General features: G+C 27.9%; 16 protein-coding genes and 1 pseudogene. 3 read left to right on the forward strand and 14 right to left on the reverse strand.

Going from position 1 to position 24,121, the window contains the following annotated elements; all coding sequences use genetic code 11:
• The first annotated feature begins 10 nt into the window (after nt 1–10).
• Both KHQ81_11625 and KHQ81_11630 read left to right on the forward strand, forming a co-directional pair.
• Nucleotides 11–652, forward strand: coding sequence for a thioredoxin family protein (locus KHQ81_11625; GenBank protein ID QVK17494.1), 642 nt, complete (start codon nt 11–13; stop codon nt 650–652).
• 594 nt (nt 653–1,246) lie between these two features.
• Nucleotides 1,247–1,941: pseudogene (locus KHQ81_11630) on the forward strand (IS6 family transposase).
• A gap of 130 nt (nt 1,942–2,071) precedes the next feature.
• Here KHQ81_11630 and KHQ81_11635 read toward each other — a convergent pair.
• From KHQ81_11635 to KHQ81_11645, 3 genes are all read right to left on the reverse strand, one after another.
• Nucleotides 2,072–4,786 (reverse strand): ABC transporter ATP-binding protein/permease, encoded by a 2,715-nt coding sequence (locus KHQ81_11635; GenBank protein ID QVK17495.1) that lies wholly within the window; start codon nt 4,784–4,786, stop codon nt 2,072–2,074.
• 263 nt (nt 4,787–5,049) lie between these two features.
• Complete coding sequence (locus KHQ81_11640; GenBank protein QVK17496.1) at nt 5,050–6,582, reverse strand: hypothetical protein; 1,533 nt, start codon at nt 6,580–6,582, stop codon at nt 5,050–5,052.
• A gap of 312 nt (nt 6,583–6,894) precedes the next feature.
• Nucleotides 6,895–7,755, reverse strand: coding sequence for an HNH endonuclease (locus KHQ81_11645; GenBank protein QVK19627.1), 861 nt, complete (start codon nt 7,753–7,755; stop codon nt 6,895–6,897).
• 223 nt (nt 7,756–7,978) lie between these two features.
• Between KHQ81_11645 and KHQ81_11650 the strand changes: the two genes are divergently transcribed.
• The gene (locus KHQ81_11650) at nt 7,979–9,634 is read left to right on the forward strand and encodes a recombinase family protein (GenBank protein ID QVK17497.1); all 1,656 of its coding nucleotides are present in this window, start codon (nt 7,979–7,981) and stop codon (nt 9,632–9,634) included.
• Between the two features lie 214 nt (nt 9,635–9,848).
• On the opposite strand, the gene KHQ81_11655 is transcribed toward KHQ81_11650, so the two are convergent.
• From KHQ81_11655 to KHQ81_11705, 11 genes are all read right to left on the reverse strand, one after another.
• Nucleotides 9,849–11,309, reverse strand: a complete 1,461-nt coding sequence (locus tag KHQ81_11655) for an IS1182 family transposase (GenBank protein ID QVK17498.1) — start codon at nt 11,307–11,309, stop codon at nt 9,849–9,851.
• A 564-nt stretch (nt 11,310–11,873) separates the two neighbouring features.
• Complete coding sequence (locus KHQ81_11660; GenBank protein ID QVK17499.1) at nt 11,874–12,251, reverse strand: hypothetical protein; 378 nt, start codon at nt 12,249–12,251, stop codon at nt 11,874–11,876.
• A 1,000-nt stretch (nt 12,252–13,251) separates the two neighbouring features.
• Nucleotides 13,252–13,845, reverse strand: coding sequence for a hypothetical protein (locus KHQ81_11665; protein ID QVK17500.1), 594 nt, complete (start codon nt 13,843–13,845; stop codon nt 13,252–13,254).
• A 95-nt stretch (nt 13,846–13,940) separates the two neighbouring features.
• Nucleotides 13,941–14,615, reverse strand: coding sequence for an ABC transporter ATP-binding protein (locus tag KHQ81_11670; GenBank protein ID QVK17501.1), 675 nt, complete (start codon nt 14,613–14,615; stop codon nt 13,941–13,943).
• A 10-nt stretch (nt 14,616–14,625) separates the two neighbouring features.
• Nucleotides 14,626–17,115: an ABC transporter permease gene (locus KHQ81_11675; protein QVK17502.1), complete on the reverse strand. Its 2,490-nt coding sequence runs from the start codon at nt 17,113–17,115 to the stop codon at nt 14,626–14,628.
• Nucleotides 17,116–17,200: 85 nt separating this feature from the next.
• Nucleotides 17,201–17,716: a methylated-DNA--[protein]-cysteine S-methyltransferase gene (locus KHQ81_11680; protein ID QVK17503.1), complete on the reverse strand. Its 516-nt coding sequence runs from the start codon at nt 17,714–17,716 to the stop codon at nt 17,201–17,203.
• Nucleotides 17,716–18,642 (reverse strand): phosphotransferase, encoded by a 927-nt coding sequence (locus KHQ81_11685; protein QVK17504.1) that lies wholly within the window; start codon nt 18,640–18,642, stop codon nt 17,716–17,718. The genes KHQ81_11680 and KHQ81_11685 overlap by 1 nt, the downstream gene beginning before the upstream one ends.
• Nucleotides 18,643–18,826: 184 nt before the next feature.
• Nucleotides 18,827–19,705 (reverse strand): DUF4375 domain-containing protein, encoded by an 879-nt coding sequence (locus tag KHQ81_11690; GenBank protein ID QVK17505.1) that lies wholly within the window; start codon nt 19,703–19,705, stop codon nt 18,827–18,829.
• Between the two features lie 110 nt (nt 19,706–19,815).
• The gene (locus tag KHQ81_11695) at nt 19,816–21,645 is read right to left on the reverse strand and encodes an ankyrin repeat domain-containing protein (GenBank protein QVK17506.1); all 1,830 of its coding nucleotides are present in this window, start codon (nt 21,643–21,645) and stop codon (nt 19,816–19,818) included.
• Between the two features lie 444 nt (nt 21,646–22,089).
• Nucleotides 22,090–22,665, reverse strand: a complete 576-nt coding sequence (locus KHQ81_11700; GenBank protein QVK17507.1) for a hypothetical protein — start codon at nt 22,663–22,665, stop codon at nt 22,090–22,092.
• A 200-nt stretch (nt 22,666–22,865) separates the two neighbouring features.
• Nucleotides 22,866–24,098 (reverse strand): hypothetical protein, encoded by a 1,233-nt coding sequence (locus KHQ81_11705; protein QVK17508.1) that lies wholly within the window; start codon nt 24,096–24,098, stop codon nt 22,866–22,868.
• Between the last annotated feature and the right edge of the window lie 23 nt (nt 24,099–24,121).

Genomic DNA, 24,121 nt, shown 5'->3' on the forward strand with positions numbered 1-24,121 from the left:
GGAAAATTACATGAAACTATTAAACGAAGAGATTACTAAACAATTATTAGAGCTATTTAATAATTTAGTAAATGATGTAACTATCGCTTTATTCACTAAAGAAGGAGAATGCCCAACTTGTGAAGAAACAAGAGGATATATGCAAGAGATTGAAGCATTAAGCGATAAAATTCATTTAAAAGAATATGATATCAATAAAGATCAAGAATTAGCAAGATCCTATCATGTAGAAATGGTTCCAAGTATTGTCTTATTAAATGACAAGGAAGAATACTTAGGTATAAAATTTAATGGAATTCCAGCTGGACATGAAATTAATTCATTTATTCCAACCATTTTAGAAGTATCTGGAAATGTAAGTAATTTGCCAGATAAGATCCAAAAAAGAATTGATAATATCACAAAACCAACTAATATAAAAGTTTTCATCACATTAGGATGTCCTCATTGTCCTGGTGCTGTACAAAAGGCACACAAACTAGCTCTATCAAATGAAAATATTGATTCTGAAATGATTGAAGCTGGAACATTCTATGACATATCCAATAAATTTAATGTGTCAAGCGTTCCTAAAATTGTGATTAATGATGAATATGAATTGATTGGAAATCAACCAATTGAAGCTTTTCTAACAGAAATTGAAAAAGCTTAATATATATACAAATGAAGAAAATAAATATTTGGTTTGTAATTATTCATTAAACAACTATTACTAAATATACCCTATAGAGTTGATATACTAAAAGTTGCATTGAATTAAAAAGATGATTTCTGTTTACAGGAATCATCTTTTTTAATTCTAGGGTAAAATAGTTTGTGTAAAATTGTAGAGTTGCTTAAGTCGTCATGATCAACTATATATTTGTACAAACTTTTTGAAAGAATTTGTTCAGTCAACACACCCTACCTTTGTTGTGTTGTCATTGCCAAGTTGATACATCTTTTCGAGTTACATTACCATGTTGCTACTATTGTCATACCCATGTTGATACAATTTAAATGGTATTTTTAATAGTTCAACACACCCAACCATTGTTGCATCGTCATTCTCATCTTACTCATTGATTATTACTACAATTACATATCGCATGAGTTACATATTCAAGTTGCTACATTTTTTGAAAGGATTTATTTGAATCCCCTCACTATCATTGTATTACACATCCTATGTTGGATTCTGTTGCAAAAATATAAAAATTAACTTATAATTCACATTATACATTATTTAACATCGGAGGTAAATACAATGAAAGAAAATCTATTTAAGTGGAAACATTATCAACCTGAAATAATTATATTATGTGTTCGTTGGTATTTAAAATATAGTTTATCGTATAGAGATTTAAAAGAAATGATGGAGGAACGTGGTTTATTCCTTCATCATACAACCATTTACAGATGGGTAGTTCAATATTCTCCTATTTTAAATAGGAGAATACGTAAACATCTAAGAAAGACTAATGATTCATGGCGTATGGATGAAACATACTACGATTAAATGGAAAATGGATGTATTTATATAGAGCTGTTGACTCAAACGGTGATACAATTTACTTTTGGTTATCTAGAAAACGTGATAAGACAGCCGCTAAGAAGTTCTTAAGAAAATCATTACGTTCTCCTCATAATAGTAATCCTAGAGTTATAACAACAGATAAATACGCTGCTACAGAAGCAACAATTATAAATGAAATTAAATTAAAAAGGCTGGATCCAAAGACCCAGCATAGAAAATCTAAATATATGAATAATATTATCGAGCAGGATCATAGACATATCAAGAGGATAACCAATAAGATGCTTGGATTCAAGTATTTTAAATCCGCCTGTCTTGTAATCCAAGGAATTGAAACTATGCATATGATCCATAAAGGACAAGCTAATACATATTGTGTAGCTGATGAAATCAAATTGATTAATCAGCTGTTTTCTGTTAAATAAAATAATTCAATCAAAGACATCTTAATATCTATTTTTGAAATTACATTATTATGTTGTTTTTTTGCAACAAAACCGGGGTGTCGTGAATCTATAAATATTAACGTCTACACAGAAAATATTTTATTTTAATTTAATTGTTTATTTTAATAACATCAATCGGTTTTTTACTTGAAAATCTTTTAATGGGAATATATGTTGATATTAAGGCAACAGAAATACTAATGCCAAACAGTAATCCTGTTTGTCTTAATCCAAATGATGTTAAAGTAATTAAAAGATTATATTTATTACGTAAATAATAATTAAAGTACTTACTAATAGAGAATGAACCAATAAAAGCTAGTATAAAAATTGTTGTGGCAATAATTAAGCTTTCACATAAAAAAATAATAAATACATTTTTGCTTGTAGCTCCTAAAGCACGTAAGATTCCTATTTCTTTTTTTCTATTAGTAATACTTACTGAAATAAAGTTAAATAGTAGTACAGAGGCAAATAAAGCTACCACGATTCCAGCATAAAATGATAACGATGAAATATCGTCTAACCAAGAATCAATATAGTTTATAATCGTAGTAACCTCATTAACTATATTGTACTGTATGTTATTTTCGATTTTGTTATTAAAGTTAATCAACTCTATATCTTCTTTTGCATTTTGAGATAGTTTTGTTAAAACAAACTTATAGTCCCCTTGACTAGATTCTAGAAAATCAATAAATATATTATTTGAAACAATAATTGGATAGGCATTATAATTTGTTTCATAAGGTCCATAAAAGCCCACTACTGTTACGTTTTCTTCATAATTAACTATAAAATCTCTAGCTAAAAACTTTATCGATTCAAATGCTTTGAGATATACTTCATTTAATAATTTGTCCAAGGCAGTTTCTTTAAAATAGTCTCTATCAAATTCCTCATGATATTCGTTTTGAGAATGAGTAATAATATATTTTGCATAGTCATCAGCTGTATAGTTATAGTAACCATAATAATTAAACTCATCTTCAATTTCAGAGAAATGCTGGTTAGCAAATTCGGTAATTAGTTCTTCAGTAGTTGTTGGTAGTAATTCGTCTAATGGTTGAATGGATCCAATAGCTATATCCTTTGGTATCGAATGAATTGGGATTATTATTTCATTTTCAGCTAACTCATTTCTTACAATCCCATCTTTCCATAATATATTACTTGAATCATTTATTATATTTGAGACTAAACCACTCGCACCATATACACCGGCAATAGAATCATCTTCTGGTTTATAAAATTGAAGTTTACCACCCTCTTCAATAATCCCTGTATATTTTGGATTCAAGACATTATTATAATAACCTTCTTTTACATAAATCAAACTATGAAGTCCAGATCTTAAATATACTTCAATTTCTTTTTTTAATGAATCATATAAAAGTTCTGAAGGTTTATTACTAAGTAATACCTGATATCTATCTTCATTAAAATTTGTATCAATTACACCTGTAATCTTAAATTCTTTGCCATTTAAAGAAATTGACTTTCCAATCATATCATCAAGGTTAACAACTTCAACCTTTATATCATTATTATTATATTCGTACTTTTCAAAGTTCATATATGTATATTTAGTTATTAAAATTTCATTGTCTTCTTTAGGTAATCTACCAGATAGAAGTTTAAGGTTATAACGCTCCATTAAATCGTTCGTGATTTCAATGGTACCATTTATTTTTTTATTGAAGTAATAATTCTTTATTCCATCTGCATCATCATAATAAAGATAACTATTAATTGAATCGTTATATTGTTTAAAAACAGATGTAAATATATAATTAGGAAATTTATGCTCAAGTTTTAAAATATCTTCTTCAGAAAGACTAGATTCTATATGTCGTACTTCTTTGTTACCATTTAAAATATACTGTGATTTCATGAATGAAATATAGTCAGCATTTGAGTCATATAATGAATTCAATGTCATTTCCGATTTTTTATACATTGTTGAATCTGTGAACCCAAATAATATAAATGCAAATGCTGCTAATAATATTGTACTAAATAGTCTTATTCTTTTTCTTTTTAAACTTCGCAACCCCATAATTATAGAAATTTTAAAAGATAACTTAGGCTTCACTATCTCAATTTTCGCGGAGTCTATTTTATTAAATAATGTATCTGTATTATTACAATGTTGTTTTTTTATATCATCGATAATTTCTCCATCTGATAATTCAATAATTCTATCACCATACTCCTCAGCTAGATTTCTATCATGGGTTACTACTATTATAAGTTTTTCATTTGATAACATTTTTAATAATTTTATCAAATTCCTTCCTGTCTTAGAATCTAAGGCCCCTGTTGGTTCATCTGCTAAAATAACATCTGGCGATTTAATCAAAGCTCTTGCTATGGCCACTCTTTGCTTCTGGCCAGTAGACAATTCACACGGAGTTCTTTCACCATACCCTTCCAAGTCCACTTGCTTCAAAAGGTTATTAATTGAGATAGAATCAGCTCTAATACCTTTAAGTTCAAGTGCTATTGCGATATTTTTCTCAACGGTAAGTTCATCCAATAGATTATACTCTTGAAAAATAAATCCCATGTATGTATTACGATAAGAATCAAAATCATTTTGATTAAAATCTTTAGTTGATTTACCTCTTACTTTAATTTCACCACTATCATAATTGTCTAAACCACCTAATAAGTTAAGTAATGTTGATTTACCACTTCCAGATTTACCCACTATGAAAATCAATCCAGTACTTTCAAAATTCAGACTTATATCATTTAATGCAATAACTTCAGTGTTTTTTTGAAAGTTGTATATTTTTGTCAAATTCTTAACTTCTATCATTTATAATGTCTTCCTCCCAACTTTTATTATTACCATTCTTAGTTCTTTACTTGAATATACCATAAATTTTAAGATTATTAAAGTTTTATAGTCCAATAACTTGACATCATATCATAACTTATAAGAAATTGATAATATAGATACAATTATGTAAAACTGCTTTAAGCACTAGGCAAAAAGCAGTTTAGATAATAAATTTCTTATGATTTTTTGATTAATTAATACTTTGATACAATATTCATGTTTGAACTTTATAAAATTACCTATTTTTTTGAAAATGTTAGCTTAATATAAACATCATCATTTCTCCAATCGTCATCATTCTGACCATGAGCATCCCACCTAATATAGAAATTTGTGGGATCTACAAATTTGTTTATATCAATCTTCGGAGTTGTATGTATGCGCTCTTTCCAAGTTGTGTTTGCTGAACCATTACCACCATGTTCAAACTCGTCCATATATAACTGATAAGCAAGGTTTTCAGTCGATTTGCTATATAAGAAGACTTGTTGATAACCAGGATGAATCTCTCTACAATCAAACCTTATTTGAACGGTAACATACTTATAACCCAAATTTTTCATAACTGAGAAATTTACATCAAATTTATCAGCTACATTAACAGTATCAACATCATTTTCAAATCCATTAAAACCAGTATCATGTACAGTATCGGCTTTGTCTCTAATTAAAATACCCCAATTATTTTCGAATTCAATTGTATCAACTTTAGGTACAAAGACATCTGGATAAAAACTTTCATCAAATTTGAAATCAGAAGAAATACCCTTATTATAAGTTTTAGCATAATTATTAAATTCGTCTAAAATTTTTCCATGTATATTAGTATATGTTTGTGGAATTAATTTCTTAATCTCAATTAACCCATCTTCACCATATTCGATCAATCCAGCATTCTCTGATGTTATAGAATTATTCCAATTTAAATAGCTAGAGCTAAAATCTGCTTCTGATATATATCCAAATGGATGAGCACCACCTCTTGATCTAGCAGAAAATGCATCTTTATAATCTATACCTGTAAACATTTCTTCAACTTTTGTAGAAACATCTACTGATGCATTTGCATCTCCTAGTCCTAAAATACCAGCATCTACTTTAGCCCGTATACTATCCTCTAGGGATTTTGTAATCACAGTTTCATTTGTACAAAGACTATACATGATATCTAGTTCTGCACCATAAATAGCACTTGCGATAAAATGGGTTCCGTATGTATCAAAGAAATCTTTATATTCGATCTTACCTGCTTCTAATAAATCCAAAGTAGCTGTGAAATTAGGATGTAAATTTGATTGGTATTCGGATAAATTAGAGGAATAATCTGGTAAATCCAACTTATGAGTCTTCGTTCTAAAATTTTTTAAATAGTAAAATTTATTACTATAATTTGAGAATTCATAACTAAAATCAGCTGAAAATCCAGCAGACAGTCTTACAGCAAATATATCATATACAAACGGTAGTTCCAATGATGTATTATATGATGCCGAGACTTGAGTGGATATACCAGTAAAAGAACGTGAAGTGAAAGTAGTGTTAACTGGTGTATCCATAGCTAAGTCAGTACGAATAACTCTTCCTTCATCAAAAAGACTTTGCAAAAAACTTGGTTCAAGAATAGGTGATCCGGTTTTTATTTTTATTGGATCAGCATAATCTGACGTAACAGCGTTAACAGAATAACCTATAGCTCGGTTGACAGTTAGTCCAGATACTATTTCGGATGCTTTTACTTTTGTAATACTAGTTAAAAGAAAGCTAAAAACCATAATAGTAAGAACGAGCAAAAAACGCTTTTTAAATTTTGTCATAATAATTCCCCCTTTTTCTCTTACACTTTACAATAAAGAAATAATAGTATTAAACTGTACTTTCATAAATTATTAAAGTGCATATACAATTTATAACATAATTTGATTTTATTGTAAATAATAAATTTACAAAATTTGGTATTTTTTGTTTTTCTAATAAATAGGTAACCTTTCAAAAATATACTCTGCATTATCTTCATTGGTAACTCCATAAATTCATTAATTACCTCTTCCATTTTAATTTCAGTTTGAGGCAATAAAACTTGATTTCTATTGTTTAAATAAATTTTCTCGATGCCACTTTAAGAAATCTTCATTCGGAAAAAATTCTTTTTTAACCTTTATCTTTACATCTTGATATGGTAATAATAATTCATATAGATTCTGATCTTTATTTGCTGCTTCTGAAATTATAACTTGGCCATTATTTGAAATAGTAATATATCCTTTGTCAAATGCTTTATCAACTAATGTAGATAGGCATATACCATTTTTGGGATTTAATCTATTCTCTTTATCAATAGACCATGGGATTATATGTGAAGCTACTAAAAAATCTTTTGTTTTAATACCAGTTATAGCACATTGAAATCCATAGTTAGTTTTTACTTGGTTTGCGAATATTTTCTGTCCAGCACCACGAATTTTAGTGCTTCCAATTTGATCCTCAACAGCATAGTTTCCTTTTTGTTGTTTGTTATATAATTCTATTTCTAATTTACGAACTTCATCTGATTCAAGTTGGTAACCATTTTGTTGTAACTCCAAAAGGTTTATAAAATCATTTTTAGTTATTCGATTCATCCCATACTGATTAAAAAAATTAGCAAAGTTAGATTCTTTCTTCTTAAACTCCCATTTAAAATCATCTAAGTCACTTTGTAATATGTACTCCCTAAAACTATAAGGCTTTGCAATAATACCATTAACAACATATCCAGAAACAGATTTAATTTTATCTATTTTACCTGCTCCAAAGAAATAGAACTGGCCATTAATTTCAGATGATCTTAAAGGTCTCCTGTATATAAATAAATCATTTTCTTTGACCTTGTTAAACTTATTGCGTTCCCAAAAATAAACTTTAAAATCCTCAGCTACAGTAGTACCTGCACTATGGGTATCTAATATAAAATAATTCGTGTTTTCATTTCTTAATTCCTCATTATATAATTCTCTATTTCAAATGAAGAGGTGATTTTTTGCATCAGCAAAGTAAAATACGACAATGAAACATTTATTAACTCAATTGATAAATTAAAAAACTACGATTCAATATATGAATCCACTTATACAGATTCTAAAACTAAACGAAACATCAAATACAAAGTGATAGAGTTTGGAGATGAGATTAATGGAGATTAGAGAAATAATTGATATTGAGAAATTAACATCATCTAAGAAGAAAAAGAATGTCTGTGCTTATGCTAGAGTATCTACTTCAAAAGATGTGGCTCAGTTAAGTTTTAATACACAAGTTCAAACTTACACCCAGTACATCTTAGATAACCCTAATTGGAACTTTATTGGAGTTTACGCAGATGAAGGTAAGAGTGGGACAAACCTAGAAGCAAGAAGTCAATTTAAACTAATGATTGAAGTTGCGAGAAATCATATGATTGACTTAATTATCACTAAATCAATCTCCCGCTTTGCAAGAAATACAGTTGACTGCCTATCCATCTTACAAGAGTTAAAATCATGGGGAACAGAAGTATGGTTTGAAAATGAAAATATTTCTTCTTTTGATCCAAAGATTGAATTTGTCATTAGTATATTTTCTGGTATGGCTGAAGAGGAAGCTAGAAATGTTAGTGAGAATATAAAATGGAATATTAGAAAACAATTCAAGGAGGGTAAGTTCTATATTGTAACTAAACGTTTTATGGGATATGATCATGATGAAAATGGTAATTTAATAATAAACAAAGAAGAAGCTAACTCAATTAAGCAAATTTTTAATATGTACACATCAGGGTGTTCTATTCCCAAAATCATGGACTGGTTAGAATCACACAATATTAAAACAACCCTTGGAATAGATAAGTGGTATAGAGGAGCGATATTTCAAATATTGAAGAACGAAAAATATACTGGAAATGCCATTCTCCAAAAAACTATAAGACCATCCTTTAAATCAAAAAGGTATATCAAAAATAACAAAATCCTACCTAAATATATAGTTCAAAACTCACATCCAGCTATTATAACTCAAGAACAATTCGATAAAGCACAAGAAATTAGGCTTGCAAGAATCCAAAAATATCTAAAAGATGAGAATAAGTCATTAAAAGAAAAGTTTAATGTGAGGTCCATATACAGTGAACTCTTCTACTGCCCACACTGTGGTAAAAATTATCACTTCAAAGTAAACAATGTAGGAAAACCTTGGGCCAAAAGACAACTTGTTTGTAAATCAAACAAATGTAAACACACTTGTGCAGCAGAAACACTCTTTTGTGACACAGTTGATAAACAAATAGTAAATCAAGTAAATTTGATACTAACAAATAAAGAGTTTTTCCTTACAACCCTTAAAGACACTTTAGAAAACGACCATCCAGTAATTAATGCTAAGGAAGAACTTAAGCGAACACGAAGCGAATTAGAGGCCTTAGAAGCCCGATTTAAAGCAATTGAAAAACTAGATGATGAATTTTCGATAACTGTAATAAATGAACTTAAAAATAAGATTCGAGATAAACAAATTCAAAAGGTTAATCTTGAAAATGATCTTCTAACAAAATATAATGTTAAGTCATTTATACAAAAAACAAAGATTCTACTGAACCCATACAAATCAAAAATCAAAACAGTTGATGAATTTCCTTTCAAAGAACTCTTTTCAAAAGTAATTGTAAAGAGTAGATACAATATCATCTTTGTGATTGGAAAGAATCATGATTTTAAAGATATTAATCTAGATCAACCAGGAATCCTTGCTGGTGAAGTAGACTATCAAATTAGAAAAACTACATTCACTTCCAAGCATAAGATTATATTTTTTTAGTAAGTTCAACACACCCTTTAAGATACCCCCAAAATTTACGACACACCCCAAAGTAACTATAATAAAAAAAAAATAGGTAATCATGATGAGACTGCTGAAAATATAAGTGTTTTTCAAAAGTTATATTAAAATCAAAAAGTTAGGAAATGATTTTATTCATTTTCTAACTTTTTTCTACTCGAATATCAGTAAATACAAATGAAATCAAATATTTCTAGCCTATCAGGTTTATCATTCGTTTCATATTAACTACAAAAAATGTAGTTGCAGTTTGTATTTCCATGCCTAAAAGGTCATGGGAATGTGATTTGTCAAAACCATGACGGTTCTTTAATTCTGCGTTTTTTGCTTCTATCATATATCTGCTTTTCGCAAGTTCCTTGAATTCATCCGTTTCTTGGTAGCGTTGATGTTCCTCGTGAACTTGATCTTTCTTTAACGTGACTGTATAACTCTTACTTGCGGCTCCAAGTTTATAACACCCATCTTTAAATTCACATATCTTACATTTCTCAACATCAAAAAAGTGTGTCTCTCTTAATACTGTTCCATCTTTAGCATGTTTCTTCTTGCCATGTAGTGCTGTTTTTATAGCCATATGACCGGCTGTACAAACAAAACGTTGAGCGTCTTTATTATAATGAAAGATTCCTGATGTACGTTTATTACCTTCAGATACTGTTTTACTTAACTTTGAAACTAAACTAAATTTTTTCTCTTTTGCATACTCAATCATTTCTTTTTCTGAGTACGCACCATCTCCTATAAATACCTTGACATCAATTCCGTTTTCAACCGATTTTTCTACTAACTTTTTTGCTTGTTTCCCATCAGGTTGGTCACCCGTAGTAACTACTGCAGAGGTTATTATACGTTCAGGTACCATCGCAATATGGGTCTTATATCCAAAAAAGGATGTATCAGCACTTTTATGTCCTACTTTCGCATCTTTTTCAACTGTTGACTTTAGTTTTTCAATATCATCATTTATGATTTCTTCTAGTAAATGTGTTTTATGTCTTACATCTTCTTTAATATATAATTTCGCATCTTTTTTTACCAACTCCACTAACTTGTTACAGTATTTAATATGATCATATATATCGTTAGTAGTTGGCTTCTCTGGCATTTTATCTTTATATGTTCCATTTTGTTTGTATACAGTCTTTCGTAATTGTTTTGACTGCTCCGTTAATATTTCAATTGGTGATTTAGGATTGTATATACTACTTGTATGTGTGGAATCAACAATAACCTGATTAGATTTGATAACCCCATGTTCTAGGGCTATTTCAACTGTCTTTTGAATTAATTTATCTAACAACGATGAATCCTTTAGTCGTAATCTTCTAAATTTTGTTAAACTAGTTGGGTGAACGATTTTATCCTCAGGAGCAACATCTAAAAAGTATTTATATGACATATCAAATGTAGCTCGTTCAATTAAGTCACGATCTGACATAGGATACATGACTTTTAGTAACAGTAATTTAAACATCATAATAGGGCACTTAGCAGTAGCGCCAAATGCCTCAGTATACATATCTTTTAATTCATCATATATAAAATTAAAATCAACTAGATCATTAAATTTTCTTAAGAAATGATCCTTCGGTATTAATATGTCATAAAGTTCACTGTATGGACTTAGTACTAGTTCTTTTTTAGGTAGCATATATTCATCAATTTTCTACAATTTTTCTATCTCTATTATACCATTTTTATCATATTAACTGAATAATGAGTATAAAAAAAGGAAGAGTTAATCTTCCTTTTATTAAGACTACATATAGAGACTTTTTCAGCAGTCTCAATCATGATTCCCTTCAAATTCTCTTTTAAGGAAGTCTGATTACCTTTTTTTTATGAAAATATGTACATTTTAACCTAAATATATATAAATAATTGGTGTTTTTATTGCATCATGTTGGTATAATCAATATGTGTCGTCATTACCAAGTTGATACATTTTTTTGGATTACTTTACCATGTTGATACAGTATTTGTTATTTTTAATAATATGTTTCCACAAACAAGATGTGTTAAGACCTCAGTATTACTAGTATTACGCGTAAATGAGATAAATAGGGTGTAGTATAGACTAGTTACTAAATGGACTTTTCTGATAAGTTAAACTCTTTATGTCCATACTTCTATACTCAACAAGAAAAAGTTATCATTTTTTCAAAAGAATTAGTACATGAATACATACCGTAAATGTTTTAATTCATGCATTATATCAAGTAATAGATGTTTTTTCTACATAATCTTGATTGTCTTTAATAATAAATTTTATCTTATCATTAAACAGGTATAATTCATAATTAAATGAATTTAAATATGCTATCAAAATATAAATAACTAAATTTACACTATAAAATACAAAACTAGAATTTATAAAGACAATAGAGATAAATAAAACCGAACATATAATTATAACTATAATATGTTTTATTAATTTCAAATTATTAGTTTTTTTAAGTATATTATATTCATCAATAATTTGTTTTGATTTTATAATAACTCCCTCATAAATATTTTCGCTTTCAAATTTATCCTTGATTCCTAATGATATACATAAAATAGCGATAATGGCTAAATTAATATACTTATCCATTTCCTCAAATACGCTTGTTAAATGAATGTTGTAGTATATGTTACTTAATGTCAAAAGTATAAGAATGAAAATAATAAATATTGTATATATCCTTATTTTAAATGCATTATTTATAAAGTAAAACAATTTTTGGGAAAAAGACAATAAATAACAAATAATTACGTAGAATATAAAAGTATAATACAAATATTTGATATATCTAAGAGAATAAGTTTTCACTTCGACAATTGTTAATATTAGTAAACATGTTACTATTAAATTTCTTATTGCAAAAATCTTTAAATTATTATTTTTACTTATTAAGAAAGTAGCTGCAAGTATAAAACTTATAGGCAATATATAGTAATATAAAAAATTAATCATACTTAACACCTCATTTTATCGGGGGTCCCATCCTAATTTTTGAGCTTGATCATAAGAAACATCTGGAGCTATATAAATACCTGTTTTCTAATTATAAAAAACCTTTTTACCATGTGAAGTATAATATGTTTCTTTATAACCTATTTTATTAGCAGCGCTTTTCGCTTCCTTGTTAGTCATACATTTACTTGTTTCACGTAATACACGATCACCGTCTAAGAAATAATGAACTAACTATGAATAATAATAATTAATTCGATATTTTTCTATCTTTCACAAGAATGATTCGATTTCCATACTGTGCTGCTTCATTAGAATAGGTTACTTGGAAAATTGTTTTATTTTTTTAAATTTATTTCCTTAAATAATTCAAGAATCTCTGTTCCTGTTGTACTACTTAAATTACCTGTAGGCTCATCAGCAAAGATGATTTCTGGGTCATTGATTTACGCTCTTGCGATTGCTACCCTTTGTTGTTGTTCACCTCATAATTCTCTATTTGTAAATTTTTTATTTTCTGACAATCCAACAATATCTAGAATTACTTCCAATCTATTTTTATGTTTTTTACTATTTTCACCATCTAAAAGTAGATGTAACATAGTATTATCTTCAACATTAGAAATACCATTTTTTATTATGATGATCTATTAACTTTTCCTATAAGATTTATAACTCGTTTTTTTTCTTTATCATTTAAATAATTATTTTCAATATCATATTTTATTGAAAAAATTATCTTAGAATATTTTAAATATTGAATTTCTAACTCCTTGTCAGTATAATCAATCAGATCATGTAATGCTCTTGCTCTGGAATCGGACATAGCCATTTTTAATTTATATTTCACATTATCATTATCATAACAAATAATTTTATACCTGTGTATATTTTGCTTTTTATCATATAATTTTGTAACTATACTAACTTCTCCTCTAGAATTAAAAGGACTTTCAAGAGAGATATTTTTAATATTTAATTTTTTCTTAATCTGTTTATTTTTTAAATTATCTATTAATATTATAATACCCAATCTATTTGTCAATATTTCTAATAAAATAAAAACAAAAGGAACAGGATAAAATAATATATTTAAATTAAAATCAGATAATTTTGTAAATACAAATAAAACTACAACTACCAAGAATACTTGAAAAAAATCACGAACTATAACATAAATAAACTCCTTTGTATAGGGTTCAGTGTTTAATTTAATTAATTTATTAAACATTAACATTACCTCATTTAATATACTTTACCAAAGTGGCAAATTATTCATCACTCCAGCTGAAGTTGATATAAGACACTAAATATGGATAATTAAAATTAATCCCATACTTTTCCATCTTTAACATGAATGATACGATTTCCATACTGTGCTGCTTCATTAGAATGGGTTACTTGGACAATTGTTTTATTTTTTATTTGATTTATTTTCTTAAATAATTCAAGAATCTCTGTACCAGTTTTACTATCTAAATTACCTGTTGGTTCATCAGCTAGGATGATTTCTGGATCATTGATTAATGCCCTTGCAATTGCGACCCTTTGTTGTTGTCCACCTGATAATTCTCTAGGTGTAAACTTTTTACGCTCTGACAATCCAACAATATCTAGAATTTCTTCTAATTTATCTTTGTGTTTTTTAATATTTTCACCATCTAATAGTAGAGGTAACATAATATTATCTTCAACATTTAAGTTAGGGATTAAATTATAAAATTGAAAAACAAATCCTATATCTCTTCTTCTTAATATACTTTGTTCTTTATCTTTCATAATCGATAATTGTTTATTATTAATGGTTATTTGTCCTTTTGTCGGATAATCTAATCCACCCATTAAATACAATAATGTACTTTTCCCAGACCCAGAAGGTCCCATGATGGATACAAACTCACCTTTTTTTATCGTTAAATCTATACCTTTAAGCACCTCTATATTCGATTCACCCATTTTAAAACTTTTATATAAATTTTTAATCTCTAAGATATTTTCCATTTTCACACCTCTATTCATATTTGATAGCTTCTATTATATTTAATTTTGATGATTTAATTGAAGGAATTATCGCTGAGAGAATTGATACTAAGATTCCACCTAGAAAAGCAAATACAAGCAATTCTATTGAATAATCCATTTGAATTGGTAACATAAAGACTTCCATAATATAGGATGAAATATAAATATATAATATTCCAGCACATAGTCCAGTTATACCAGCAATCATTCCACTACCTAAAGATTCAATCATCAACATTTTCATAACCTGTTTCTTGCTCATACCAACTGAGCGATAGATTGCTAAACTTCTTTTTCTACTTAGTAAACTTACTATTAGGTTATTAAATACACCAAATATACCGATAATCAAAGTAATAACTGAAAATCCTGACAACAAAACAAAGGTTCTTCTATTTGAATCCTTATTTTCTTGTTCAGCATCATCTAGTAGTGATACACGAATCCGCTCTGATTCAAACTCTTTTTTAATTCGATTTTCTATATCCTTAGGATTTTTTGTTTTAATCATTATATCAGAATAATAATTCAATCCTGCATCTTGCTTTAAATAATTCTCATGTACATAGATAAAATCACCATTATTCAACAATATTTGTGCAAAACCGATAATTTCATATGAAAAAGAACCGTTTTTCAAATTTAAGGTAATCGTATCTCCAACTTGTAAGTTAAATTTTTGTTTTAAAACAAGCGATGGAATAACAAATCTATCTTCACCTAACTGATTTAGTAACTCCTCTTTGTCCTGTATAAATTCAACATCCCAAAACTTAAAATACTCATCCGGATTTATTCCCCACACATAATTAACATAATCATTTTTTTCTGTTAATTTAACATTATAAACCGAGTAGTTTTTACCAACATCATCCGATTCAATCCCTGGAATAGATTCTAAACGATTTATGATAGTTTGATCAGCTTTTGGATGAATCACATGGACTTCAAATTTAGCATCATCAAATACATTAACTATCTCATTTAAAATACTGTGACTTACGGTATTAATCATCAACAAACTAGCTATACCTACGGTAAGTAGCGTAATATTATTGATTATATTTTTGTTTCTTCTTAAGTTTTTACAAGCGATGATCCCTTCATTCTTAAATAAATAATGACTTGTTTTTCCAAATAGAAAAACAAAAAACGCTGAAATAAATGGAACAAGCATAATAATTGATATTGTTATTGAAATAAAACTTAATAAAGCAACACTTTCTGATATTTGATTTGAAACGTTTAATATAACTAAAGGGGTAACTAATAAAATGAATCCAATAATTCCTTTATAGTTTCTTCTTTTAACTACTTTACGAATATTGTTTAAAACAATATTTCTTAATGGCATATTACTCACCTTGGCTATAGGGATTAAAGAACTAACAAATGATAGCACAATTGAGAATATAAATGCGAATAATAACTGATTGAGACTATATATCATCTCTCCTTGTACGGTTACGCCAGTATATGGATTATAGGCCATCGTATTCATCATGAAATTCAATATACCAAATCCTAGTATACAACCAAACAGTCCACCGATTGTTCCATAAATAATACTTTCTCCTAACAAAATTAAATTTGTTGTTTTTTTAGTAGCACCGATGCTTCTAAAAGTACCTACCATCGGTAATCTTTCCATCGTAATAACTTTAAAGGATGTATATATAATAAAGATACTAATTAATATAACTAAAATTAACATAAATGAAAAGGCAGTAGTTAAGCTTCTAACATTTTCATCGATTTCTTCCATTGTTATCGTTGTTTTAACAATAAAATCATCTTTAAAGACTTCATTTAATTTATCAATTACTTCATTGACATTCTCGCTACTTGTTGTTTTTACATATACAGTATTTATCTTTGTAGATGCATCATAAAAAGAAGCAAGAGTATCTCTTGGTAAAATGATCGTTAATTGTTGACCATTATAATTAAATAATCCTTGAGGCTTTGTTATTCCATAGATAGTAAAGTCCTTTACTTCTTTGTTAATCATTAGCTGAATCGTATCTCCAACGTTAACTCCTAGTTCAGTTGCTTCTCCTCTACCAATAATCACTTGATCCCCAGTAAAAGAATTACTCTCTCTTTCTTCAAATGATATCTCAAACATCTTTTCTAAATCTTCTAACTCATAACCAGCAATGTAAATTTGCAATTCATCATCTAAAGGATAAACAGCAGAACCTTTTACACATCCTACCATATACTCAATCTGGTTATCTTCTACTTCTTGCATTTCAAAAAAAGGATTACTTAATGATTGCATGTCTTTTTGTATGATGATTTCTGATGAACCAGTATATTTTCTTAAATCATCAACAATAAAATTCTTTACTGTATCTGAAATAGCTAATGTAGAAAAAACTAGTGCTGTTGATAACGTAATTGAAAATAGAATAAGTAATGTTCGTAATTTTTTTCTAAAAATATTTCGCAATAAAAACTTCAATATAATTCTCATACTCTCACCCGCCTATTTTAATCTTTAACTATTATAGCAAAAAAAGTACTATATTAATAGCACTTTCACAATCTTTTCGACAATATTAGTCAATTATAGTCTCTTTGATAAGCTCATTCAGTTCAAACCCCTCATGTTGAAGAAGCCATTTTTTTGTAGAAATTCTACTACCAGCATAACCAACTAATTTTCCACTCTTACCAATTACACGATGGCAAGGAATAATTAATGGTAGTGGATTACTTTTATTTGCTTGACCAATTGCTCTTACAGCTTTAGGATTTCCAATTATCTCAGCAATTTCTTGATAAGACTTTGTCACACCATAAGGAATATTACTTAGTGCTTGCCAAACTTTCTTTCTAAAATCAGTTCCTTCTATGTCTATAGATACTGTAAATTCTTTTCTTTTTCCTTGGAAATATTCATTGATTTGTTTAATTACTTCTTGACACAAATCGCTTCTTCTATTTAAATGATTTTCATTTAAATAGTCATTCCATTTGTCTTCAAATAACTCTACTTTAGAAACTCCATTTTCAGAAATAACCACAAAAATCTTACCAATTGGTGATTCATAATAATCATATCCAATATTCATTAAATCATTTCCCTTTCTTTAAAATAGGTTAATGTATCTAGAATGATTTCTTTTAAATCATTATATTTTAAAGGTAAATCATTTTTACCTCCAAGCATTTGTAGGGGATTAATTAAATCTCGTAATTTAGCTAAATCATACCAATCTTTTGGTAATTTAACTTTAGCATAACGATTATATTCACATTCAAATAGTTTTATTTGATGATCGTTAAATAATCCTTGATAACGAAAAAACTGTCCAATATCCCCTAAAGAATGTCCAAACCCACAATATTCCCAATCAACAATATATACTCTTTGCTTATTATCAACTAACATATTAGCAGGTCTAAAATCACTATGAATAAAAGACTGATAACTATCAATCTTCTTTAATTGATTTTCAGAATGTTTAACAAGTGTTTTAACGCTATCCACTATTTTATTTCCAAGTCGTTCAATCACATAATGGTTATCAAGAAATAAATTATACCATGTAGAAAATGGTGGATATTCTGCTTCAACAAAGCCACAAAGCCTTTTTTTATCCACTTGATGGATAAGTGCAGCCGTTTTGGCAACTTGTTTTATTAGTTTATCATCCAAAGAACCTTTTTTTAATAAAGACTGCATTGAAATTGATTCTATATATTCATAAATTAGATACTCTTTTCTATTTATTGTTCCTGAATATAATAATTTAGGAACATGTATATAATCATCAAGCGCCCTAGAGATAACTTCTTCATTCTTACTAAGCCCAACACATATTCTTAAGAGAAATTTTCCTTCCGAAGTTAATACCATATAATTACTATTTCTACATCCAATCGATATTGATTTATAATCTAATACTTTACTTTTATTAAACTCATCAAATATTTTACCCAATGATTCCTTTGTCAAAGAATAAATGGGTATTGAACGCTCCCAACAATCATCCATAATTTTCCTCCATAAAATAACTTTCTAAAAATGGTTATTAATAAATTACTGTCATTAATGTTGAAACTTGTTTTAAATAAAACTAAATTTAAATTACACGAAAAACCTCGATTTTACTGGATTTTAAAGACTAGAAACGATATTGCTCATTAATACATATAACATTTAATTAAATTTCGATTACTTATTCTCCGAAATAAATTTCATTTTTTCTAATATATGCTACTAAACTAATTTCAAATGATGGCACTTCTTCTTCAATAAAGGAATAATCAAGATCATCAAAAAAATCTTCATTATATAAATTAATATAACTTTCCTTTGTTCCGTCGCTATACTTATCAATTACTGGTTTATTATCTTGATATATTTTATTGGCTTCTTCCATTAAATCACTTAATTTTTTATTTCCTATAGCATTAAAACCTTCTTGAGCAATTTGTGCAAGTTGTTTTATTTGATTAAAATATAGTAGATTTATACCCCCTTTATTTACTTCATTAACAATATTATAGCATGAATATACATATTGACATGGTTTTGGTAGTGAAGTTATAATACTATACTCATTATGCCAATTATCTATTTTATTGTACATCCAAATCATTACAGCATCAATCACTTCTAAATCAGGTAGTGAAGTCACAGTACTTCTTTCTAATAATTTGTACCTATCAATTCTTTTCTTTAATAATTCATTTATCTTTTCAGCAACTTTTACAGGTTTAGATGTATTTATCATTTTTATTACTTTTTGATCACGAGTTTTAATGTAAATACCTGTATTTTGGTTATTGGCAAATATAGAAAAATCTGATGGGATTCCATAAGCATTAACAATCTTACATAATGGTATCACCTGTTTAGTAGTAGGTAATTTTTTCGATACACCATAGATGATTAGTGATTGGGAATCTTCATCAAAAGTAATTGAATGAATAGGAATAAATAAAGTATATATAAAGGTAGAAATAGTTAATGCTTGTAATCCGTAGAATACATATACAAACGGTTTTTCATTTGAATAACCTGTATATATTAAGACTGATGATAAAATAAACATACTTGGTAAGAAATATTTAAGGGAAAATACAGTTTTGCCTACAACATATTTTTTTTTGCCTTTTTCATAATATTGTTTCTCTCTCTCTTTGTTTATTGTTCAATTTCATTTTACAATGAACCCGAAATACAAAATATCTTAAGAAAAATTAATATAATTATTAATCCGCCTAAAACGATAATTACCAGCCACAAAAAAGCTATATAAAGATAATGGACCAGCTTATTCTTATAAATACCTTGAGATAATTTTGCGGTATTAGCGCCATTTATTATTAGATAATCTGCAATTTTTTTATAACCTTTATAAACTGCGGTTTGAAGCGGTGTTGTGACATTACCGTCGGTGTAATCAATCCCTGCACCATTTTGTATTAGTATTTTAACCACCTTATAATGATTATTAAGAACTGCATTATGTAGCGGTGTTATTCCATTTGTTGATAAACTATCTATAAAAGCACCGTTTTTGATTAATAATTTAACAATCGAAGTATCACCTATATCACATGCATCATGCAACGGAGTTGCACCATTTTTATTAGCTACGGTATTAATATCAGCACCATTATCTATTAATAGTTTTATTAAATCCAAATTTTTTGTATAAATAGAGAGATAAAACGGCGTCAGATGTTGATTAGATTTGATATTCAAATTTGCATGATATTTTATTAATAACTCAATCATAGAAATATTATCCCGGTCTACAGCCATATGTAAAGGGGTGAGACCTTTATCGTTTTGTACATCAGGTAATGCCTGATGAGTTAATAAAAGTTCAGCCATCTCAATTGAATCAACCATCGCCGCAAGATGAAGGGGTGTTAATAAATCCTTGCTTTTGGCATTCACATCTAATCCATTTTCAATAAATACTTTTGCTATCTCATCATTTTTAGAATAGATTGAAATATGAAGAGGTGAAAAGTTATGATTATTAAAGATATTTGTTGGTTTAATACCTAGTTGCATAAAATAAGCAAAAGCTTTAAGAGAATTAAATGAAGCAACCCAAAAATAAACTTTTTCTTGATAATTTTTTAGATTCACGCCATTTTGTAATAAATAATCAATCATTTCCACATTATCTAACATTATCGCAATTGATAAAGGATTTTCATTCTGTTTATTTTTTAGATTAAGCTTTGATTGATGATCGATTAATATTTTAATAATTTCCATTTCTTGCTGATAACAAGCAATATGGATTGGTGTATTCCCGTAATTATCTTGATGATTAAGCTTTGCTCCTAATTCAATAAGTAATTTAGCGGCCATAAATCCCTTCGAATACAAAGCTTTATGTAATGGCGTCAGACCTTCATCACTTTCATCATTAATATCTAAACCATTTTCGATTAAAAATCGTAATATATTAACTGCATTTTCAATAGCAACCAAATGTAAAAGTGATTCATTATAGTAATTTCGCACATCAATATTAAGCTCTCCATTAGTAAAAAACGCTTTTACCATTTGTAGATTGTCATTTCTTATAGCTTCCCAAATTATAGCTTCACTTTGTGTATCTTCATTAGAGGGAAAACGTAATTCCTTAAATAAAGTGATGCCTAAATCAGTAAAATTAATAAAGACATTTTCTAAATTGACTTCATCGATACTTTTATCATCTGCCCTAAGTCGAATTGCCTTTAAGAATTCAGCTAAATAACTATTTTTCATATCGATTGGAAATAGCTTAGATAATTCTAACGCAACATTTCTGTCCAATTCAGCGGTTGTTGCTAGCAATTTATTAAAATATAGACCTTTATCATTGGTAATCTCTCTTAAAAAATCCGTTAACATAATCTCTTCATGATATTTTTCAACAGAAAATACATCTAATTTAGCAATTAGATAGAAAACTGTTATCCAGTTTTCATCCTTCAATTTTTTATTTTCACGTATTAATTCCCTTAAACTCACATTTCCCATAACAAACTCCTACTATTTTAATTATTAATTTTTTTACTTTTTAAATTATTATAATTACTGGTTAAATTATACTCGTAAGTATTTGTGTTTTCGAGGACATTTAGTTATTAAGTACTTTAATATCCCCCCTACCGTTATGTAATACGTTTGGTGGATCCCCTGGCTCCGAACCCGTATCCATTTTTGCCACTTTTAATGGTAAAAAAACATAATTTTGTATAAATTAAAACTCCTGTATTTCTATTATAAACTACAAGTGTTGTCATTTCTATACATATATTTATTTTATTATTCCTATATGGACATGGATATCATGGTGGAGATGGCGGGAATTTCTATGCGTATATTATTTATGTTCTAGTGTCCGAAAAATACTGAAATCACGTTAAATTATACCGTGGTTTCTTTTATTTTATGGGTAATACCAATTTAATCGTGCCAAAATCATGCCACAGAATTATTTTTTAGTACATATTTACTTGTTTTGATAATGTATAAAGAAACTGCAAATAATAATGATAATATTAAATTAAAATCATCAATTGATAACACATATAGTTTCCTAATATAGTAAGGTACACTCGAGCATAACATTATAGTAGTTAACACAAAAAAGACCCCATTAAATACTAATCCAATTTTGGAATTTATATTAGTTCTAATTAAATATTGATCTGAGAAAAATAATAAGCCTGTGTACCATAATAATACCGTAGAGTCATGAAATAAAGTATTTTCTACCTTTAGTAAACCTGGTGGATATAAAAATACAAAGAACAAAACAAAGATAGCAAAAATTATAACTACTAACAATATAACATTTATTATGAAATTTATTCTTTTTAGTGTTTTTTTTGTTTCATCTGAACGTGATCTTATATAATAAATTAAAAATACTATTATAATTGATAAGGATAATGTAGTATACCATTTTGTGCCATTAATTATTGCAATTATGAACACATAAACGATAGATAATAATATAATTACCAATGCCAATAATTCTGTAATTTTCTTCATTTATTTAGCCCCTCCCTCTTGTATTATCATTATATCACTAGAAATTATAAAAATAAAATAAAGTTCTTTCAAAATTCTTTTATTTTATGCCTTCTACCTTTATCTGAATCAAAACGATAAGTTTTTCCTGCACCACACCTTGCCAAGAATGAAAACGTAAAAAGAGTGAGATTATTTTTTCTCACTCTTTATGGTGACTATTAACTAATTATTATACTTTGTTGATTCGGTACCTCTTTTAAGATAGGATACTCATTACGAATTAATGGTGTAAAATCCCAATTTAACTCAACTAATCCTAATTCATTAATAAACCAATCTTTCGTCATGCTTGCAGGTGTAATTATTTTATCATTTGGTATGTCACTAATGGATGGATTTATATAAAAGATATTATCTTCAAAATGATAATTATTAGAAATTATTTTACCAGAAATAAATCCTTTATTGTTTACTTCATCGAAAGATAAAACTCCCACTATCTCTCTACCTATAATATTACCTATAACAAACGATGATGATATACTACCTGAGCTCGTACCAGCAATCCCACCTACCATTTTTTCTCCTTTAACATCTTCAATGGTGTAGCAATTCTCTACTACACCTCCTACGTCATTCGAACCTGCAATTCCGCCAACGATATCCACTCCATTTACTTTCGCTTCAGTATAACTTGTTCTAATATTTACGTGATTTATCCCTGCAATTCCACCAGTGAAATATTTACCCCTAACTATACCTTTAAAAGAGGATTGTTCAATCACTGAATTATTTATTCCAACCAATCCACCAACTTTTTCAATACCCTCTACTTCCCCAATAGCGTGTACATTTATGATAGTGCCCCAATTTTGTAACGCTACAGCTCCTGCAGCAAATCTTCTATCCTCTATCTTTATATTAACATTTCGTAAATTAAGATTTTTAACAATACCACTATTATCCCTAGTATCTTTAACTTTATAAAATAATGGATATCGTAAATTGTTGATTGTCTTATCATTACCATCTAAAGTACCTGTAAATTCTGGTATCACATACCCTTTAGTAGTCGTAAAATCGTTGAAATCTATATCATTTCCTAAATAGTAGTTCCCACCTGGGTTCCATTCTATCTTAAAGAAATCATTCATTGAATTGATTTTATAGACTCTCAAATCTAAATATATATTACTTGCTAATGGTAATAAAGATAGCAATATAAAACAAAAATAGAGTTTATTTCTATATTTTCCAAGAGAATATGATGGGATCTTTTTAGCTAGATTAACTGAAATATATATAAATAAGACACAAATAATTATTAAAGTTATTATTGTAACTATGAAGATTGGATTAAAAATTTTTAATTTATTAATGAAAGCATACAATATACTAAGAGGTATACTTGCAATTAAAACATATATATAATGGGCAATTAATTTACGCATTACTTATCTCCTTTACATAGTTT

Source organism: Mycoplasmatota bacterium (assembly GCA_018394295.1).
Taxonomy (GTDB): Bacteria; Bacillota_I; Bacilli_A; order Haloplasmatales; family Haloplasmataceae; genus JAENYC01.

Excerpts from the sequence above, each read along its gene's own strand:
- KHQ81_11625 (QVK17494.1), top strand. The coding sequence starts at position 11 with ATGAAACTATTAAACGAAGAGATTACTAAACAATTATTAGAGCTATTT.
- KHQ81_11635 (QVK17495.1), bottom strand. The coding sequence starts at position 4,786 with ATGATAGAAGTTAAGAATTTGACAAAAATATACAACTTTCAAAAAAAC.
- KHQ81_11640 (QVK17496.1), bottom strand. The coding sequence starts at position 6,582 with ATGGTTTTTAGCTTTCTTTTAACTAGTATTACAAAAGTAAAAGCATCC.
- KHQ81_11650 (QVK17497.1), top strand. The coding sequence starts at position 7,979 with ATGGAGATTAGAGAAATAATTGATATTGAGAAATTAACATCATCTAAG.
- KHQ81_11655 (QVK17498.1), bottom strand. The coding sequence starts at position 11,309 with ATGCTACCTAAAAAAGAACTAGTACTAAGTCCATACAGTGAACTTTAT.
- KHQ81_11660 (QVK17499.1), bottom strand. The coding sequence starts at position 12,251 with ATGGATAAGTATATTAATTTAGCCATTATCGCTATTTTATGTATATCA.
- KHQ81_11665 (QVK17500.1), bottom strand. The coding sequence starts at position 13,845 with ATGTTTAATAAATTAATTAAATTAAACACTGAACCCTATACAAAGGAG.
- KHQ81_11670 (QVK17501.1), bottom strand. The coding sequence starts at position 14,615 with ATGGAAAATATCTTAGAGATTAAAAATTTATATAAAAGTTTTAAAATG.
- KHQ81_11675 (QVK17502.1), bottom strand. The coding sequence starts at position 17,115 with ATGAGAATTATATTGAAGTTTTTATTGCGAAATATTTTTAGAAAAAAA.
- KHQ81_11680 (QVK17503.1), bottom strand. The coding sequence starts at position 17,716 with ATGAATATTGGATATGATTATTATGAATCACCAATTGGTAAGATTTTT.
- KHQ81_11685 (QVK17504.1), bottom strand. The coding sequence starts at position 18,642 with ATGGATGATTGTTGGGAGCGTTCAATACCCATTTATTCTTTGACAAAG.
- KHQ81_11690 (QVK17505.1), bottom strand. The coding sequence starts at position 19,705 with ATGTTTATTTTATCATCAGTCTTAATATATACAGGTTATTCAAATGAA.
- KHQ81_11695 (QVK17506.1), bottom strand. The coding sequence starts at position 21,645 with ATGGGAAATGTGAGTTTAAGGGAATTAATACGTGAAAATAAAAAATTG.
- KHQ81_11700 (QVK17507.1), bottom strand. The coding sequence starts at position 22,665 with ATGAAGAAAATTACAGAATTATTGGCATTGGTAATTATATTATTATCT.
- KHQ81_11705 (QVK17508.1), bottom strand. The coding sequence starts at position 24,098 with ATGCGTAAATTAATTGCCCATTATATATATGTTTTAATTGCAAGTATA.